The 17,662-nt window shown below is 34.6% G+C and carries 16 protein-coding genes and 3 pseudogenes; 8 read left to right on the top strand and 11 right to left on the bottom strand.

The genetic code is table 11. The features are described from left to right. Positions 1-90: 90 nt before the first annotated feature. The 4 genes from rpsA to L950_RS13845 all read left to right on the top strand — a co-directional run bounded on the left by rpsA (position 91) and on the right by L950_RS13845 (position 4,001). Complete coding sequence (rpsA, locus tag L950_RS13860) at positions 91-2,025, top strand: 30S ribosomal protein S1 (RefSeq protein ID WP_021190131.1); 1,935 nt, start codon at positions 91-93, stop codon at positions 2,023-2,025. A 103-nt stretch (positions 2,026-2,128) separates the two neighbouring features. Then, positions 2,129-2,962, top strand: a complete 834-nt coding sequence (locus L950_RS13855) for a sulfurtransferase (protein ID WP_021190130.1) — start codon at positions 2,129-2,131, stop codon at positions 2,960-2,962. A 13-nt stretch (positions 2,963-2,975) separates the two neighbouring features. After that, positions 2,976-3,539: a YdeI/OmpD-associated family protein gene (locus L950_RS13850; RefSeq protein WP_021190129.1), complete on the top strand. Its 564-nt coding sequence runs from the start codon at positions 2,976-2,978 to the stop codon at positions 3,537-3,539. Between the two features lie 123 nt (positions 3,540-3,662). Beyond that, positions 3,663-4,001, top strand: coding sequence for a YciI family protein (locus L950_RS13845; RefSeq protein WP_021190128.1), 339 nt, complete (start codon positions 3,663-3,665; stop codon positions 3,999-4,001). 1 nt (position 4,002) lies between these two features. Here L950_RS13845 and L950_RS13840 read toward each other — a convergent pair whose 3' ends face one another. The 6 genes and pseudogenes from L950_RS13840 to gyrB all read right to left on the bottom strand — a co-directional run bounded on the left by L950_RS13840 (position 4,003) and on the right by gyrB (position 12,553). Beyond that, the gene (locus L950_RS13840; protein ID WP_021190127.1) at positions 4,003-5,904 is read right to left on the bottom strand and encodes an ATP-dependent DNA helicase RecQ; all 1,902 of its coding nucleotides are present in this window, start codon (positions 5,902-5,904) and stop codon (positions 4,003-4,005) included. Continuing rightward, positions 5,901-7,516, bottom strand: a pseudogene (locus L950_RS13835) (ComEC/Rec2 family competence protein). The gene L950_RS13840 and the pseudogene L950_RS13835 overlap by 4 nt, the downstream one beginning before the upstream one ends. Next, positions 7,507-7,986: a DUF4131 domain-containing protein gene (locus L950_RS13825; protein WP_021190124.1), complete on the bottom strand. Its 480-nt coding sequence runs from the start codon at positions 7,984-7,986 to the stop codon at positions 7,507-7,509. Before L950_RS13825 ends, L950_RS13835 begins: the two are co-directional and overlap by 10 nt. Further along, complete coding sequence (locus L950_RS13820) at positions 7,986-8,789, bottom strand: hypothetical protein (protein ID WP_031288361.1); 804 nt, start codon at positions 8,787-8,789, stop codon at positions 7,986-7,988. Before L950_RS13820 ends, L950_RS13825 begins: the two co-directional genes overlap by 1 nt. Before the next feature lie 8 nt (positions 8,790-8,797). Continuing rightward, positions 8,798-10,030 (bottom strand): helix-hairpin-helix domain-containing protein, encoded by a 1,233-nt coding sequence (locus L950_RS13815; RefSeq protein WP_197086431.1) that lies wholly within the window; start codon positions 10,028-10,030, stop codon positions 8,798-8,800. 565 nt (positions 10,031-10,595) lie between these two features. Then, positions 10,596-12,553 (bottom strand): annotated as a pseudogene (gene gyrB / locus L950_RS13810) (DNA topoisomerase (ATP-hydrolyzing) subunit B). A gap of 190 nt (positions 12,554-12,743) precedes the next feature. Here gyrB and L950_RS13805 point away from each other — a divergent pair. From L950_RS13805 to L950_RS35455, 3 genes are all read left to right on the top strand, one after another. Continuing rightward, positions 12,744-13,355 carry an OmpH family outer membrane protein gene (locus L950_RS13805; protein WP_021190122.1) on the top strand — a complete coding sequence of 204 codons (612 nt, stop codon included), beginning with the start codon at positions 12,744-12,746 and terminating at the stop codon, positions 13,353-13,355. 111 nt (positions 13,356-13,466) lie between these two features. Then, positions 13,467-13,817, top strand: a complete 351-nt coding sequence (locus tag L950_RS35460; protein ID WP_262507091.1) for a CorA family divalent cation transporter — start codon at positions 13,467-13,469, stop codon at positions 13,815-13,817. Further along, positions 13,793-14,368 (top strand): CorA family divalent cation transporter, encoded by a 576-nt coding sequence (locus tag L950_RS35455; RefSeq protein ID WP_262507090.1) that lies wholly within the window; start codon positions 13,793-13,795, stop codon positions 14,366-14,368. The genes L950_RS35460 and L950_RS35455 overlap by 25 nt, the downstream gene beginning before the upstream one ends. A gap of 227 nt (positions 14,369-14,595) precedes the next feature. Here L950_RS35455 and tsaB read toward each other — a convergent pair whose 3' ends face one another. The 5 genes and pseudogenes from tsaB to mscL form a co-directional block, all read right to left on the bottom strand. Further along, positions 14,596-15,069 (bottom strand): tRNA (adenosine(37)-N6)-threonylcarbamoyltransferase complex dimerization subunit type 1 TsaB, encoded by a 474-nt coding sequence (gene tsaB / locus L950_RS13795; protein WP_231577277.1) that lies wholly within the window; start codon positions 15,067-15,069, stop codon positions 14,596-14,598. Between the two features lie 18 nt (positions 15,070-15,087). Next, a complete protein-coding gene (gene yidD, locus L950_RS13790) occupies positions 15,088-15,342 on the bottom strand; it encodes a membrane protein insertion efficiency factor YidD (RefSeq protein WP_021190119.1) in 255 nt (84 codons plus the stop codon). Next, a complete protein-coding gene (locus tag L950_RS13785) occupies positions 15,293-15,730 on the bottom strand; it encodes a ribonuclease P protein component (RefSeq protein WP_031288357.1) in 438 nt (145 codons plus the stop codon). Before L950_RS13785 ends, yidD begins: the two co-directional genes overlap by 50 nt. Positions 15,731-15,796: 66 nt before the next feature. Then, positions 15,797-15,954: pseudogene (gene rpmH / locus L950_RS27900) on the bottom strand (50S ribosomal protein L34). A gap of 186 nt (positions 15,955-16,140) precedes the next feature. Next, positions 16,141-16,548: a large-conductance mechanosensitive channel protein MscL gene (mscL, locus tag L950_RS13780; RefSeq protein ID WP_021190117.1), complete on the bottom strand. Its 408-nt coding sequence runs from the start codon at positions 16,546-16,548 to the stop codon at positions 16,141-16,143. A 250-nt stretch (positions 16,549-16,798) separates the two neighbouring features. Here mscL and L950_RS13775 point away from each other — a divergent pair, with 250 nt between their 5' ends. Further along, positions 16,799-17,446, top strand: a complete 648-nt coding sequence (locus L950_RS13775; protein WP_031288355.1) for a response regulator transcription factor — start codon at positions 16,799-16,801, stop codon at positions 17,444-17,446. The last annotated feature ends 216 nt before the right edge of the window (positions 17,447-17,662 follow it).

The following is a 17,662-nucleotide window of genomic DNA, read 5'->3' as shown; positions in this document are numbered from 1 at the left end:
TAAAAAAAAATAGATATAAATACTTGTTAATAAAAGTTTTTCGTATTTTTGCAGTCCCTACAATGTGGGGAAAAGGAGAAAAAATAATTAATGGCAAAAAAACAAGAAGTAGAAAAAGAGTTAGCAGCGAAAAACGCGGAGCTACAAGGCGCTGACACCAAAGTGGTGAAAGACACAGAAAAAATTGAATCAGAGGCTGATTCAAAACTAATCGAAGAAATCAAATCTAACACATGGATCACTCCAGAAGGCGAATTCGACTGGGATGCTAGTGATAAAGGTTTCGGAAATTACAGCGAGGCTGAGCGCGCTAAATTAGAAGAACAATACGCAGGTACTTTCAACCAAATCAATCAAGGTGAAATTATCGAAGGTACTGTTGTTTCTATCAACAATAAAGACGTTGTCTTAAATGTTGGTTTCAAATCTGATGGTTTGGTTTCATTATCTGAATTCCGTGACTTACCAGAATTGGCAGTTGGTGACGTAGTTGACGTTTTTGTAGAGTCGCAAGAAGATGCTAATGGACAATTAGTATTATCTCGCAAACGTGCTAAAACTCAAAAATCTTGGGAAGCTATCAATGAAGCATTGGAAAATGATGCTATCATTAACGGTTTTGTTAAAAGTCGTACTAAAGGTGGTCTTATCGTTGATATCAAAGGTGTTGAAGCATTCTTACCTGGATCTCAAATCGATATTAAACCTATCCGTGATTACGATATCTACGTAGGTAAAACAATGGAATTCAAAGTTGTTAAAATCAACCACGAATTTAAAAACGTTGTCGTATCACACAAAGTATTAATTGAAAACGATTTAGAGAACCAAAAATCTGAAATCGTATCTAAATTAGAAAAAGGTCAAGTATTAGAAGGTACTGTTAAAAATATCACTGACTTCGGTGTGTTCATCGATTTAGGTGGTGTTGATGGTTTACTTCACATTACTGATATTTCATGGGGTCGTATCGAGCATCCAAAAGAGGTATTATCATTAGATCAAACTATTAACGTAGTTGTTTTAGATTTTGATGATGAGAAAAAACGTATCGCTTTAGGCTTGAAACAACTTTCTGAGCATCCTTGGGAATCTTTAGATAAAGACTTAGCTGTTGGTTCTAAAGTAAAAGGTAAAATCGTAACAGTTGCTGATTACGGTGCTTTCTTAGAAATCATCCCGGGTGTTGAAGGTTTAATTCACGTTTCTGAAATGTCTTGGTCTCAAAACTTACGTTCTCCACAAGAGTTCTTAAAAGTAAGCGATGAAATCGAAGCTGAGATCTTAACTTTAGATCGCGAAGAGCGTAAAATGAGCTTAGGTATCAAACAATTAACTCCAGATCCTTGGAAAAACATTGTTGAGCGTTACCCAGTTGGTTCTAAACAAACTGCAGTAGTTAAAAACATGACTAACTTCGGTGTGTTCGTAGAATTAGAAGAAGGTATCGACGGTTTAATCCATATTTCTGATCTATCTTGGTCTAAAAAAATCAACCACCCTAACGAATTCACTAAAGTTGGTGAAAAATTAGATGTTGTTGTTTTAGAATTAGATGAAGAAAACAGAAAATTATCTTTAGGTCACAAACAATTAGAAGAAAACCCTTGGGATACTTTCGAGACAATCTTCACAATTGATTCAGTTCATGAAGGTACTGTATTGAAAGTTGGTGACAAAGGTGATATCGTTGCTTTACAATATGGTGTTGAAGGATTCTGTCCATCTAAACACTCTGTAAAAGAAGATAATTCTGCACTTAAAGTTGACGAAGTTGCTTCATTCAAAATCATTGAATTCAACAAAGAAAATAAACGTTTAGTAATTTCTCACTCTCGTATCTGGGAAGATGAAAGAGCTGAAGCACGTGTTGAAGAATTCAATGCTCGTAAAAAAGAAGCTAAAGTAGCAAACAATGCTGTTAAAAAAGTAAAAGATTCAGTTGAGAAATCTACATTAGGTGACTTAGACGTTCTTGCACAATTGAAAGAGCAAATGGAAGGTGATGAGAAAAACGCTAAATAGTTTTTAACATCAACTCGATAATATTAAGCCCTAGCATTTAGCTAGGGCTTTTTTGTTTATAACAAAAACATGATTAAATTACGTAACGTAAATAAAATAAACCATGTACTTTCCCTCTTCACTAATCACTCCTGCACAGCTTAGTAGTGAATTAAACAATTCCAAAATTGTATTATTAGATTGTACAATTGACAAAGTAGGTCAATCGCTAAAGGATACGAACTTAGAAGTAATAGGCAACTCGCTCTTTTTTGATATCGAAAATACCTTTTCAGATAAAAACAACCCGCTACCACACACACTTGTTTCCCAGGAAACCTTCACAAATGGAATTCAGGAACTAGGTATCAATCAAGATAGCATCATTGTACTATACGACCGCTGGGGTATATATTCAAGTCCTAGAGCTTGGTGGATGTTTAAGGTTATGGGATTTGATCAAGTTTATATACTTGAAGGTGGAATTCCAACATGGAAAGAACAACATCTTCCCTTAGTAAACCATCACATAAAATCACAACAAAGGGGTAAAGCCAAAGCTCATTTTAATTCAAAATGGTATGCGGATAAAGATTACGTTTTAGCTCATTATGATAATAGTGAAACAAGCATTATTGATGCTCGTAGTCAAGGAAGATTTATTGCCTCAGCTCCAGAACCCAGAGCAGGATTAAGAGGAGGGCATATTCCCAATTCTCATAATCTTCCATTTGATCTTGTTCTCGAAGGAAACAGCTACGATTCAAAAGAAGAATTGCAAAAATTGTTTAAATCATTTAATAATAGCAATGAACAGATCTTCACCTGTGGATCAGGTATTACAGCATCGATCCTAGCTTTTGCCAGTCATTTGCTTGGTAATAAAAACATCAAAGTATATGACGGTTCTTGGTCCGAGTGGGGACAGGAAGAACTCCATTTACCTATTTCCAACTAGTTATTACAAATTTATGGATAAGCAAAGCAAATGGAGGGAAGAATTATTAATCCTACGCAGCATAATTGAAGAGTTCCCACTTGAAGAAACAACAAAATGGGGTGGTCCGGTATTCACGTATCAACAAAAAAATGTTATTTCATTTGCTGGATTTAAAGATCATTTTGCACTTTGGTTTTTTAACGGATCGCACCTGGTAGATCCGGCAGCAGTTTTAACAGCAACACAGGGAGAAAAAACGAAAAACCTGCGTCAATGGAAATTTACAGATCAAAGTCAAATTGATAAATCTCTACTCAGACAATATATACAGCAGGCCATTAATATTGAAGAAAAGGGATTAAAACTCATTCCAGGGAAAAAAGAATATTTATCCATTCCCGCATTCATTGAAGAAGTATTAAAGAACGACCCGCAATTAAAAAGGAATTTTGAGAATCTCAGTGATGCAAAAAAGAATGAATATTATGAGTATATTCATGAAGCAAAACAAGATAAAACAAAAGTAAACCGTCTAGAAAAAATTAAACCTATTATATTAAGTGGAAAAGGTCTATATGATAAATATAAAAAATAGATGAAAAATATACTTTACCTTGGATTATTGATATTAGGTACGCTACCTCGTTCGTATGCACAAAAAGCTAATGCCAAATATGACCATTTATTAGCCGATTAATTAGGTGCTGACAATTATGGAATGAAGTATTATAGTTTTGTGCTTCTAAAAACGGGCGCAACAAAAATAACCGATAAAGATTCTGTCAATCGACTTTTTGATGGACATATGAAAAATATTCAACGCCTAGCAAAACAGAAAAAACTAATTGTAGCTGGTCCATTTGGGAAAAATGAAAGAGATTATCGCGGTATCTTTATATTAAATGTTAAAACTATCAAAGAAGCAGAAGCATTATTGGCTACAGATCCTGCCATTAACGCTGGTTTATTAATCTCCGAAATTACGCTATGGTACGGATCTGCGGCGCTACCATTATATTTGGAAGCCAGTAAAAAAGTAAATAAATTTGAATTTTAAACTAGATATTGGTATTCCAGATATACCGATCATCTACGACCTTAATCTTATGATGATCTATTAAATTTCGCACTACTTCCAATTTTATTTCATCATCACCAAGAGAGATCCTTCCAATAAGATCATGTATCGTTTGAGCTTCGTTCAATAAAATGCGTTCTATCTCCAATTTTATATTATGATGCAATTTCACACGATGATTACGAATTAGGCACAGATCACAGACCTGACAAAATAGTGTATTCTGTTCACCAAAATAATGGAGTAGTGACTGACTACGACATTGTGAATGCTCAATATAATTGAGCATCGCCTCGATCTGGACAGTCTTTACACGTTGTCTTTCTCTAATGAAAACATGGTCTACATACAGATTCTTATAATCAACACGGTCCTGCAGAAAAGATAGCTGTGGACTATCTGTTGGAGGAATATAACTCGCAATTTCCATTTTAACCAAGGCGTTGATCAAACTTACAATTTGCTCATAAGAAACACCTAACTTTTTTGCAAACTCATATTCATTTATGGAAATATAATCATCAAATACTCCTCCATACGATCGTAATATAGCCTTTATAAGTTTATCATAACGCTCATATTGAACTTGAATTTTGTAGAGCTCTTGATGGTTCACTTCAAATTTAAATCGAGAAGGAATAAAGACAGCTTCAGAAAGCGTCAACCAGCCATCCTTTTCTAAAAACTTGAGGGCACTTAAAGTAGGAATTGTTTTAAGTTTATATTTTTTTATAAAGGAGACTACATCAAAATCAAATACAACTCCCTCCCCTGCACCATAAGGAATTTGAAAGTGATTACATAGGTAATGATAGACTTGTTGAATGAAAGCGACGGTTGGAAAACTCAGTTCTAAATTTTTTAAAAGACGATTCTTATCTTCCTGCTGATATAACATAACAGGATAAGCCTTTTTTCCATCCCTGCCCGCTCTTCCTGCTTCTTGATAATAAGCTTCCAAAGATTCAGGGATATCCAAGTGAATAACAAACCGGACATCCGATTTGTCAATTCCCATCCCAAAGGCATTGGTTGCAACAATAACGCGTGTTCTATTTTGCATCCAAGCTTCTTGCTTATCATCACGGTCTTTTCCTATCAAACCAGCATGATAAAAATCTGCGGAGATCCCATTGTTTACTAAGAAACGTGCAATCTCTTGAGTCTCTCTTCTATTTCGTACATAGACGACGCCTGAGCCACCCAGCTTTTGAATGACACGAAGCATCCGTCCCGATTTATTTTCTTCTTCCAGCGCCATATATCCGAGATTATCACGCAAGAAACTTTTAACAAATACGTTCTTCTTTTTAAAGGCCAATTTATCCTGAATATCTGCAATTACAGATGTGGTAGCTGTTGCAGTTAAAGCAAGAAAAGGAATATCTGGATGTATCTCCCTCAGTTTAGACAACTGGAGGTAAGAAGGTCGAAAATCATACCCCCATTGTGAAATACAATGGGCCTCATCGATTGCATAAAGATTGACAGGCATATGCTTGATACGTTCCTGTACCAATTCACTATACAAACGTTCGGGGGATAAATAAAGAAATTTTATATGGCCAAAAATACAGTTGTCCAAAATAATATCGACTTCTCGTGATTTAAGACCCGAATAAATAGCAACAGCTTCGATACCGATATCCTTGAGATGTTTTACCTGATCTTTCATCAAAGCGATTAAAGGCGTCACGACAATACAGATACCCGGAAGTATCATTGCCGGAACCTGGAAACAGATTGATTTACCACCACCTGTAGGCAATAAAGCTAGGGTATCTTTCTTATCCAGTACAGATTGGATGATTTCCTCCTGAAGAGGTCGAAACTCATCATGTCCCCAATACTGCTTTAATATGCTGATGCTATCTACACTCATAATAACTCCTTGTCCCAAACATACGCAAAATTATTTTTTATGGTATAATGCGCCACCCCCATATCATCAAGTTGCTGTCTCCACATCTGAATATTGAAGTCACTATTCGTTCCATCAAACAGCACAAGCTTAGGTTTTATAATTCTTACATTTTCGATAAAATTCCATTTACTATTTTTTCTGACAAGTAAAATATCTGTAGAGCGATGACTTAGTAAAGAATGCTCCATAATTTGGATTGTTAAATTGGGTTTCTGAATAAGGTAATTTGTCCTCACAGAATCATGTGATATCAATGGAAGAAAATTAATATCTTCCCAATTAGAGAAACGTGACAAATCCCTTTTTACACTATAAACCAAATTTCTGGCATCTAAAGAATTGAAAGAACTAACCATGGTGATGTTATTCTTTTGTATAAAAGCAAGTGCAATCTCTTTTCTGGTACTGTAAATGCGAAATCCTGTATAATTAAATTGCAAATACTGTAAATAGCTGAACGTGCTAAGGCCAATCAATAGAAAACATACACTCATGTATAGAGCAAACTTATTTTTCCAATAAAATGCGTAACTACAACTGAACAAGAAAACTAAACTGATCAAAACTAAAGTTGGAGAAAGGACAATTCCAGTCCATGTTGCAAAAGGTAATTGATCCAAAAACTCCAATGTGAAAAACATTTTCTTAATAAGCCAATCCATAGCATACCCTAACCAAACATTGATAATATCAACAGGAATGAACATCATCGCCATCCCGATATACATAATGAACGTAACAGGTAAAACAACAAGTAAGTTCGCAATTAAAAAATAATTTGGGAACTGTCCAAAATAAAACAATGAAAACGGTGCTGTCATAATTTGAGCACTCAAAGAAATAGCGACGCTATCCCATATGATGCGACTGAAGCGATTACTTTCAAAAATAGATAGACGTTTAAACAGTGGAAAAAATAAAACAATTCCTAAAACAGCAAAGTAAGATAACTGAAACCCGATATCAAATAATATATTGGGCTGCAATAATAAAAGTAGGAATGCAGAAGATGCCATTGTATTGAGCATATTGCCTTCCCGCTGCATAGATCTAGCAATAAGAAAAAAACTCAACATGATGCTGCGCGTAATATGGAAGGTGCCATTCCCGTTAAGATGGTATAACTCCAGATCGCACAAAGCAATATAACAATTCTTAAAAGATTTAGAGTATGATTACCACTTACCCTGGCTAGCAACCACATCAAAACAATAAAGACTATTCCAACATGCATACCTGAAACACTCAGCACATGAATAGTACCTGTATTACTAAAAGTCTGCACGATATCTTGTGACATCACTGCTCTATAACCAACAATCAATGCCACTGCAATTTGAAAAGAATCCTCATCTTTCAGATATTTTCTAAATTTACTGACGAGCTCCTTCCTTAATTCTAAAGCTTGGGCTTTAATACCAAAACCTTGATGATGACGAATGATTTTATACTCCTTTGACTTCAAATAAATCTGGCCATCGATACCTTGATTTTTTAAATAATCTCTATAATTGAACTCCAATGGATTAAGTGGCTTTGGGATGGGTTTCACCTTATTTTTTAAAACCATCTCATCACCATATTGTATAGGAGAATCATTTGATCAAAAGGCAACGTCACCATGAGCCGACCTGTCGCCTTTTGAAATGTTGAATCGATACGTTTTGCTAATAGAGTTACAGAGAATCGAACTGAATTATTGTAAAAAAACGGTTCTTCATCCACCATCGCAATATATTGATCACTCGAACCAATGAGAAAATGGTTAATATCCACCTGAACATGCGTTCTCCAGATATTCCAAATTCCGAAAAAAATCAAAATAATGTAGCTATTTACAATAGATAAAATTCCTAAACGGGGAGTATAAAAGAAAAATACGAGATGCGATAAAAAGCTAAAAACAAGCAGTATTTGTATCAAATTAAACATGCTTTTGCTAGGCTCAAAAAAATTGGCAATTCCTATTCCAATACCATAAAACAAGACAATTTTAAGAAATGGAAGCTTTTTCAACTGTTCTTCAAAATTCGTCTTCATTAAAATTGGAGTCTTAGCTGTACTTTAACTTCTGATTTGATATTTCCCTGAATTTCATCTAAACCCGAACCTATTTTTTCAAGTTCAGGATAATAGAAAGCTGATATTTTAGTCCACAAATCAATATTTCGATATATTCTGTAACGTATATTATTATACATTCGCCAACCTTTTTGATAATACAGTGGAAAGGAAGAAGCATATAGGACATCATTTTCAAAAGCATAAATCCGGGTATTATAACTATCAGTATGAAAATAAGCTAAACGTATATTTGTTGCTATTTTACTACTTTTGGGGTTAAAAAACAGATCCTGATAGGCCATCCACCCAAATTCTTTTTGTTCGGACTCTTTCAGATATTGAATACCTTCGAGCCTACTACGAATGCTCCAGATATTACTTAATTTATATTTGTATTCAAATCTCAGTTGGTATTTATTAACTGTTGCCAAGAAAACCTTTTCATTTTTTGAAGCTGAAGTATTTTCTTCTTTCACACGGTATCGGAAGCGCACTGATATCTGGCCCTTCTTATACCAGATATAAGAGAATTGGGACATAATATCATACCCTGAAGAAGGTGCCAATACGCGGTATCGCAACCATGGGAACTTAAAAACATCAAGATAAGCGGTCCATTGAATTTTCCGAGAGGGATGAAAAACAAGACCTGTATAAAGTCCTTTTTCATTCTTAGTACTGCTATTTTCTCCCATTGACTGGGCAAAGAAACTATGATAATTCTTTTGATAATCACGATATAAAAGAACTGTGGAAAACTTTGGAGTGATACTGGTCATAATTCCGGTTAACCAAGCATATCCTTCATCAAAACTCGTAGCAATCTCTCCAAAAAATAAGAATTACGATATGTGTAATTATAATAAAGACTAGCATTACGAAGTAAATTACCCTCAAAATCATATTTATTTTCAAGAGCTTTACCCAAAAGTTTAACACCTTCTAAATGGGTAGCAACAAAATTTCCACCTATCTTAAACCTATTTTTGCTGTAAAGTAAGTTACCTCCATAAACCAGTTGTCCGATCGCATTTCGATATCGCTGTTCTGTTGGGGTACGATGAAGACCTGAAGTGGACAAAGTAGATATCACCCAATCATCATTGACCTTTTCCATATTGCCATCAATCTTTCGATAAGAAATATAAGGTGTAAATTCAAACTTACCTAAGGTCAAAGAACCTGCTACACCTCTTAAAAAATTTGCTTCATTCAAAGATGTGTACTGTCTTAAACCTATCCCCTGCCTAGCAGAACTTTCGATCATGCTTCCTTTACCGAAACTCAATCCATTCCACATCGTCAAACCCTGACCAATTTGTAAGGCAAAATCTCCAATGACTACATGTTTTACTTTCCCAAGATCTCTAATTGATAGACTCGCACCATAAAAATCAAAACCATATTGTTGCTTGTCTCTGAAGAATAACTCCCCGGCATCTTTATCCATATTAATAGCAAGCCGAATCTTATCATTATAATTGAGCCTATAACGTACAGTATATCGATTTGGATCCCCAATGTAGCGCGACCTGGCTGTATCAGTAATCGAATATCCTTTGGCACGTTGCAATAAACGTCCATATCGTAACATAACTTCTTGCTTCGATTTTAAGAAATTCTTAACTGTAAAATCTCTGTAATGCATATCACCTGAAACAGTAACAAAAGGAAGTAAATACTGAACTGTACGCAAATCAAACCCGATTATACTTTGTAACTCCTGTTTAGAAATAAAATCACCGGATTCTTTTCTGTGTGCCAACAGGCTTTCGATCTGAATAACACTTAAAAATAATAAATCGTGTAATTCACGTCCGTCTGTTTTATTTAAATCAATCGGATTTTTCAGGTAATATGACCATCTCTCTGAAATTTCGCTCGCATCGACATCCTCCTCTAATTCTTCCAATAGTTGTTCAAGTAACTGATCAAAAGTCAATTCATTATACTCTTGACCATATGTTGCAATAGCGCTACCTAACAAGATCCAAATTAATAGGTAAAGTTTAAGTCTCAAAAACTTATTACTTAAAAAAATAAGAATCATAAATTTGATATATAGATAATAAAAAGTTCAATTTCATATTATTTCACATATCGGAACACGACTATTACAATAAGTAATAATTATGTTACCTAAAGAAATATTGTAACGAATGCATCAATTAATTCTTTAAAAGAAGCTATAACGGTTGCTACAATTAAAAACCAGGAGAGGTTTTTTTATAGCATTATCGCATTCTCACTTAGGGTAAAAGCAAAAATAATCACCTAAATAAGATAGGCGCAGTAAATCATAATTTTTATCAATCAGCATCATTAATCTTTAATTACAGCAAACCAATACGTATTATATGGTTGAAGAAGGTTATCAACGGATCATAGAACACGCTTTAGCATAGAGCTAATCGTTAACCTAAAATCGACGAAAAAACGTAATTTAAGTACAACGAAAATACCAATACCATATATAAGTTACAGTTATTAACCTAATTAGACAAAAAATATAGATTTTTCTAATTCAAAAAAAAGGTCTAACTACCTGAGTAGTTAGACCTTTCAAAGATTAAAATCTAAAATAATTAAATATCGATCTTAGCGTAACGTGAATTGCGCTCAATAAATTCACGACGGGGTGCAACCTCATCACCCATTAACATTGAGAATATACGATCACATTCAGCCGCATTTTCGATGTTCACTTGTCTTAATGTACGCGTCTCAGGATTCATTGTTGTATCCCATAGTTGTTCAGCGTTCATTTCTCCAAGACCTTTATAACGTTGTACATGTACACTGTCTTCTTTACCTCCACCTTTCAATTGCTGAATAGCATTTAAGCGTTGATCTTCAGTCCAAGCGTATTGATGATCTTTACCTTTTTTAACCAAATATAATGGTGGAGTAGCGATGTAAATGTATCCCTTCTCAATCAATTCTTTCATGTATCTAAAGTAGAACGTTAGAATTAAAGTTGTGATGTGAGAACCATCGACGTCCGCATCGGTCATGATAATGATACGATGGTAACGTAATTTATCTAAGTTTAATGCTTTAGGATCATCTGGGGTACCTAAACTAACACCTAGGGCAGTAAACATATTTTTGATCTCTTCATTTTCATAGATCTTATGTTCCATTGCTTTTTCTACGTTTAGAATTTTACCACGAAGTGGCATAATCGCTTGATATTTACGATCACGTCCTGATTTTGCTGTTCCACCTGCCGAATCTCCCTCCACAAAGTAAATTTCACATTTTGTAGGATCATTATCTTGACAATCTGCGAGCTTACCAGGTAAACCAGAACCACCCATTACAGTTTTCCTTTGTACAAGATCACGAGCTTTACGAGCCGCGGCACGAGCCTGAGCTGCGATAACAACCTTTTGTACGATTGCTTTTGCTTCGCGAGGATTCTCTTCTAAATAGATATTTAAAATCTCCCCTACCGCAACATCAACAGCACCCATTACTTCGGAGTTACCCAATTTGGTTTTTGTCTGTCCCTCAAACTGTGGTTCCGCAACTTTCACTGAAATAACTGCAGTTAAGCCTTCACGAAAATCATCTCCAGTAATTTCTACCTTCAAATTTTTCAATAAACCTGATCTATCAGCATATGCCTTTAATGTACGGGTCAAACCACGACGAAAACCAGCAACATGTGAACCACCTTCAATGGTATTAATGTTATTGACATATGAATGCACATTTTCAGTATAGGTCTCGTTATACTGTAAAGCCAATTCAACTGGAATACCTTGTTTGATACCCTCCACATAAATCGGATGTGGTATGATCGGGTGACGGTTACTATCTAAAAACTGAACAAATTCTTGTAAACCACCTTCAGATAAAAACACATCTTGACGTAAATTACCATCTTCCAAAGTTTCTCGCTCATCTGTCAAAGATAAAGTGATTCCTTTATTCAAGAAAGATAACTCACGAAGACGACTCGCTAATGTATCATAGTTATAAGTCGTAGTCGTTGTGAAAATTTCACTATCCGGAGTAAACGTAACAATAGTACCAGTAGCATCAGAATCACCAATTTCTTTCACCGTATATAAAGGTTTTCCCTTTTCATACTCTTGCTGAAAAACTTTACCATCACGGTGAACAATTGCTGACAAATGAATAGATAAAGCGTTTACACAGGACACCCCCACACCGTGAAGACCACCTGATACCTTATACGTATCCTTATCAAATTTACCACCAGCATGTAATACAGTCATTACAATTTCCAGTGCCGATTTATTCTCCTTTTTATTGATACCTGTTGGAATACCACGTCCGTTATCCTTTACGGAAATAGAATTGTCTTTATGGATAGTGACAAAAATATCTGTACAATAACCTGCAACGGCTTCATCGATAGAGTTATCGACGACCTCATATACCAATGGTGCAAACCTTTAACCCCTGTGTCTCCAATATACATGGAAGGACGTTTACGTACAGCCTCTAATCCCTCTAAAACTTGGATATTATCGGCTGAATAGGATGATGCATTTTTGTTTTCTTCGCTCATTGAAACTAATTAAATACTTGTAATCAAAAATACGAAATTTTAACCACTTTAACAAGTCAACGAGAAGTGATAACAAGCAATTTAATGCGCAATTATTCCATAATTATTTTATATTTTAGCAGTCGAAAATCCTAAATGTAATTTTTTTATAGTAGGTTTGTTCTTATTAAAACGTGTAATCAAATAAACAATGAGTAATATATTTTCAACATTATCAAAGGTAACTTTAGGCGTAGCAATATCAGTAGCCGCTATTTCTTGTAACCAAGAGGGAAAAAGTACTGGTGCTACAACTTCCAAAGATTCTACTTCAGCAAACACTTCTTCAACAAAAGTTGAGAAAATTGTATACATCAATTCAGATTCTTTATCTCAAAAATATGAGTACTTTAAGGACATTAGAAGTAAATTAGAAGCAAAAGTTAAAAAAGCACAAACAGATCTTCAGGCAAAAAGCCAAGCTTTTCAACGTGAAGTTGCAGAATACCAACAAAAAGCACCTAATTTAAGTGCTGCAGAAAGACAAGCAACAGAAGAAAAATTAGCACGTAAACAAGACGAATTAAGCCGTTTAGATCAAAATGCATCTGCTTCAATACAACAAGACGAATCCGCTGAATTTAATAATGTCTACAATAAAATTACCGAATTTTTGAAGAAACATGCAAGTGATAACGGTTATACACTTGTACTGACATATTCGAAATCAAATCCGACAGTATTATATGCTGATTCAAAATTGGAAATCACGAATGAAGTGGTGAAACAATTAAATGAAGAATATAAAAAAGAAAAGAAATAACATTTCTAAAATAGTTAAATAAGAAAGCCGCTCATGAGCGGCTTTCTTATTTAACAACAATTTGCTTTTTGAAAATCTCTTCGGTATATTAACCTAAAATCCGATTAATTTATGATATCCACTATAGTAAGTAAAGAGCAAGCTAGTTATGAATGGGTCGATGTATTCGAGCCAAGTGTAACGGATCTCGAAATTTTGAAAGAAAAATATAACCTCAATCAGGCATCTATTAAAGATTCTTTAGAACCTGAACATCTTCCAAAAATAGAAGAGTTTGACAACTATACTTTTATTATCCTAAGGATGGTATCTGCAACATTTAAGGATAACTCCGACAATATAGGTGAAATAACAGACCGTTTAACTATTTTCTATGGTGCAGACTTCGTCATTACACTTCATAAGAAAAATGTAGAATTCATTCATAAAATGAAACTTTGGATTTTAGATCTCCAAAATTAAAAGACAGTAAACATTTAGCTAATTACCTGAGCACGGCGGCGCTCGCCTCTTTTGAAAAAATACTGCCCAAAATATCTACTAAATTGGATGAATATGAAGAAAGCGTTTTTCTGACACGTCAAAAAAAACTAGTCCTGAAACATGTCTATTTTATTAAAAGACAGATTGATGTTGTCAGGAAGGTTATCATATTGTACAAAGAAATTGTAGAGCACTTTCATGCTAATCAAAAACGCAATGTCTACAGCCGAGATTTAAAAGATCTATATTTGAGAGCCAATACGCTGTACGACAATCTTTCAGAGAACACAAGTCAGCTCCTCAATATCTATTTTAATATTTCCTCCAATCACACGAACGAAATCATGCGTATTTTAACCATTTTTTCCGTGTTTTTTATGCCGATTACTTTTGTCGCTGGCGTTTACGGTATGAATTTCAAAAACATGCCTGAACTAGAATGGTACTATGGATATCCTGTAGCAATCATTATTATGCTCGGAATATCGCTAGCAATCTATTACTGGTTCAAAAGAAAAGGCTGGTTATAAACCAGGTCTTTTCTTTGCAGTGGTTGCAACAAAATCTTTTAAATAATAGGGTTCAAAGTAAGCAACATCTTCAAAATCTTTAGCTTGATATTTATCGAAAGCAATTTTGCTCATATCAGTCGCGTTCGTCTGTACTCCCTCAATAATATCTACACCTTGTCCAGTACTAAATACATCTTTTAATTTATCCGCTCCCGGACCAAATAAACAAATACGAGGGTATTGTACTATAAATTGACCAAACTTGCGTTATCGATAATCAAAGCTTGAGTTGTTACTACCGATCTGCCTGTATCATCAAATGAAGCACAGTACACCTCCATCCTTCTCGCGTCTAACATCGGGATATAAAGATCGTACGATAGTGATTTCCCTTCATTCGCACGAAAACCCGAATAAATAGCATCTAGCGTATTGACAGCGATCAAAGGTATATCCAGGGCATAGCACAAACCCTTAGCGGTAGAAACTCCGATCCTTAAGCCGGTGTAAGAACCTGGCCCCATACTCACCGCAATTGCTGACAAATCTTTAAAACCTATATTCTCCTGATCCAACAAAGCCTGTATAAACAAAGTTAGCTGTGAGGCGTGAACATTAGGTTCATTGACACTTTCGTGCTGACGAACAATTCCCGATTCAACCAAAGCGACTGAACACATAGAAGTAGAAGTCTCGATTTGTAAAATATAAGTATGCATACAAAAAAATAAAAAATATTAAGGAACAGGATCGTGACCATGGCCACCCCAGGGATTACAAGTTAAAATACGTTTTATAGCAAGCCATCCTCCTTTAAAGGGACCATATTTTTGAATGGCTTGATAACCATACTGTGAACAGGTTGGTGTATAACGACAGTTAGCTCCCAAAAAGGGAGAAATAAAAATCTGATAAAACCGGATAATAGCTAAAAATAACAGACTAAATATCCGCTTGATAATCTTTTGCCAAATATAGTTTAGAACATTCATTCTTTAATTTTACCAAAGCTTTTTCCATATGACTATACAGAAAATCATATGCTAACAGACCTTTACCTACGTATTGTATTGTGAATAACAAAGGTAATTGATGTTCTTCTAAAAATGGTGTTAAGCCTTCATTTTTTTGTAAACGAAAACATTCTCTCATACGGCGCTTCATCAGATTACGATCAACAGCACGTTTGAACCGGCGTTTAGAAACCGCTAATATGACCTGTGATGAAGAATTTTCCATGATGAGATGATCGTCTTCTCTTGGAGCATAGAAGACAACACGGTAGGGATAACAAACAAAAGAAGAACCTTTATGAAACAGCGTATCAATCAACTTGACACTACATAAACGTTCTTCTTTCTTAAATGTATTTTTAATCATAATCGATGACTGAAAAGTCGGCCATGTCATTACACGAGCCTCCTGGCCACCAGCTACGCAAAAATATTAACCTTTGTGACGACCTTCGTCAGAAACTGTAAGGCGTTTTCTACCTTTTGCTCTACGAGAAGCTAAAATTCTTCTACCATTTGCAGACTCATGCGATCTCTGAATCCGTGCTTGTTTCTTCTTTTTCTTTGCGATGGCTGAAATGTTCTTTTCATGACGCTTAATATGCTAAATTATGTTTTGATTCTATTAATAAAACTCCCTAAAGAGGAATGCAAAAGTAAAATATATTTTAGAGAATAACAAACAATAAATGCAACTTCTCCAAAATATCGAAATATTCCATAAAAAACAGATGAAGAATACCCTATTCTTCATCTAATTTTTACCAAAGTATATGATTACTTATTTTTAAGTAAATCTCTGATTTCTGTTAAAAGTGTTTCTTCTTTTGTTGGAGCAGGTGCCACTTCAGGAGCTTTATCTTCCTTACGTTTCATCGAATTTAAGGCTTTAATCACCATAAAAATACAAAATGCAACAATTAGAAATTGGATCACGACATTAATAAAGTTTCCTAAATTAATCGCTACTTCTGGCTTTTTTGCAACCTCATCTGCAGCTTTAAGTACATATTTAATTTCTGAAAAATCAACACCTCCTGTCAAATAACCAATTGGTGGCATGATGATATCATCTACCAATGACGTTACAATTTTTCCAAATGCACCACCGATAATAACACCGACTGCTAAATCAACTACGCTACCGCGCATAGCAAATTCTTTAAACTCTTTCAAAATTCCCATAAAATAAATGTTTAATATTGCAATTATTGTAATTCTCTACCTAAATATAAACTTATTTCAATAAAACTGACACAAAATATTAATATTTACGGTAAAATATCGTTAGCCAATTTACAACACAAAGTAGCGAGAAATAAAATAAACAGAAAAGAACTAATCTTTGACTATATTTACACGCATTTATTATTTCGAATTCAGTATTTTTGTTTATTTTTAAACAACACAATTCGCAAAATAATATTTCCTAAATATCGCTCATGAAAAAATATTAATTGCCGACGACCATAGTATTGTTCGATTAGGAGCATCTGTCATTATAAAAGAAACTATGCCATCCTGTATCATTACACAGGCTCAGGATTATAGTGAGGTTCTAACATTGTTGGAAAAAGAAGATTTTGATCTACTTTTACTCGATATCAATATGCCTGGAGGAAATAATATTAGAGTAGTAAAAGAAATTCTAGAAATACAACCGTCCATCAAAATACTGGTATTCTCTTCTTATGATGAATCTCTTTATGCTTTAAGATATATTGAAGCTGGCGCTGCCGGATTTGTCAATAAAAGCACGGCTATGGCAGAGCTTAGTAATGCAATATTAACAATAAAAGAAAGAGGAAAATACATGTCGGATGAATTAAAAGACCTTTACGTTAAGAAGCTAACTCAAACCAAAGCAAAGATAAACACGATGAATCCGCTTTCACGACTTTCAAACAGAGAAGTGGATGTTGCAAAGTATTTAATGCAGGGATTGGGTATCATTGAAGTCTCTACGAGCTTAGATCTTAGCCCGTCAACTGTAAGTACTTACAAAAGCAGAATATTTGAAAAATTAAATGTCTCTAATATTCCAGAGCTCATTGAAATATTTAGAATTCACTCTGCAACATAGTTTGCAGAGTGAATTCTATTTTTTTAAGATAACTCATCAATTGTTACAACAGGAATATCTTTTCCGTGTACGATCTGTAAGTCACGTTCATTTTTATATGAATACCCGCTCTTTTCATCCAGTTCCCATAGCATTGGTGCAAAGAAATTAACACATGGTACGTAAAGCCCTGTAAGATAGCAGACATAACCCTGTATCTTAGAATTTTAGCTTCGT

It is taken from the genome of Sphingobacterium sp. IITKGP-BTPF85 (genome assembly GCF_001006065.1).
Lineage (GTDB): Bacteria > Bacteroidota > Bacteroidia > Sphingobacteriales > Sphingobacteriaceae > Sphingobacterium > Sphingobacterium anhuiense.
This window is presented reverse-complemented; position numbering and strand designations above follow the sequence as displayed.

Coding starts and splice junctions, on each gene's coding strand:
- L950_RS13785 (WP_031288357.1), bottom strand. CDS start 15,730: ATGATTAAAAATACATTTAAGAAAGAAGAACGTTTATGTAGTGTCAAG.
- L950_RS13840 (WP_021190127.1), bottom strand. CDS start 5,904: ATGAGTGTAGATAGCATCAGCATATTAAAGCAGTATTGGGGACATGAT.
- yidD (WP_021190119.1), bottom strand. CDS start 15,342: ATGAATGTTCTAAACTATATTTGGCAAAAGATTATCAAGCGGATATTT.
- L950_RS13825 (WP_021190124.1), bottom strand. CDS start 7,986: ATGAAGACGAATTTTGAAGAACAGTTGAAAAAGCTTCCATTTCTTAAA.
- rpsA (WP_021190131.1), top strand. CDS start 91: ATGGCAAAAAAACAAGAAGTAGAAAAAGAGTTAGCAGCGAAAAACGCG.
- L950_RS13850 (WP_021190129.1), top strand. CDS start 2,976: ATGGATAAGCAAAGCAAATGGAGGGAAGAATTATTAATCCTACGCAGC.
- L950_RS13845 (WP_021190128.1), top strand. CDS start 3,663: ATGAAGTATTATAGTTTTGTGCTTCTAAAAACGGGCGCAACAAAAATA.
- L950_RS13855 (WP_021190130.1), top strand. CDS start 2,129: ATGTACTTTCCCTCTTCACTAATCACTCCTGCACAGCTTAGTAGTGAA.
- tsaB (WP_231577277.1), bottom strand. CDS start 15,069: ATGCATACTTATATTTTACAAATCGAGACTTCTACTTCTATGTGTTCA.
- L950_RS13805 (WP_021190122.1), top strand. CDS start 12,744: ATGAGTAATATATTTTCAACATTATCAAAGGTAACTTTAGGCGTAGCA.
- L950_RS35460 (WP_262507091.1), top strand. CDS start 13,467: ATGATATCCACTATAGTAAGTAAAGAGCAAGCTAGTTATGAATGGGTC.
- mscL (WP_021190117.1), bottom strand. CDS start 16,548: ATGGGAATTTTGAAAGAGTTTAAAGAATTTGCTATGCGCGGTAGCGTA.
- L950_RS13820 (WP_031288361.1), bottom strand. CDS start 8,789: ATGACCAGTATCACTCCAAAGTTTTCCACAGTTCTTTTATATCGTGAT.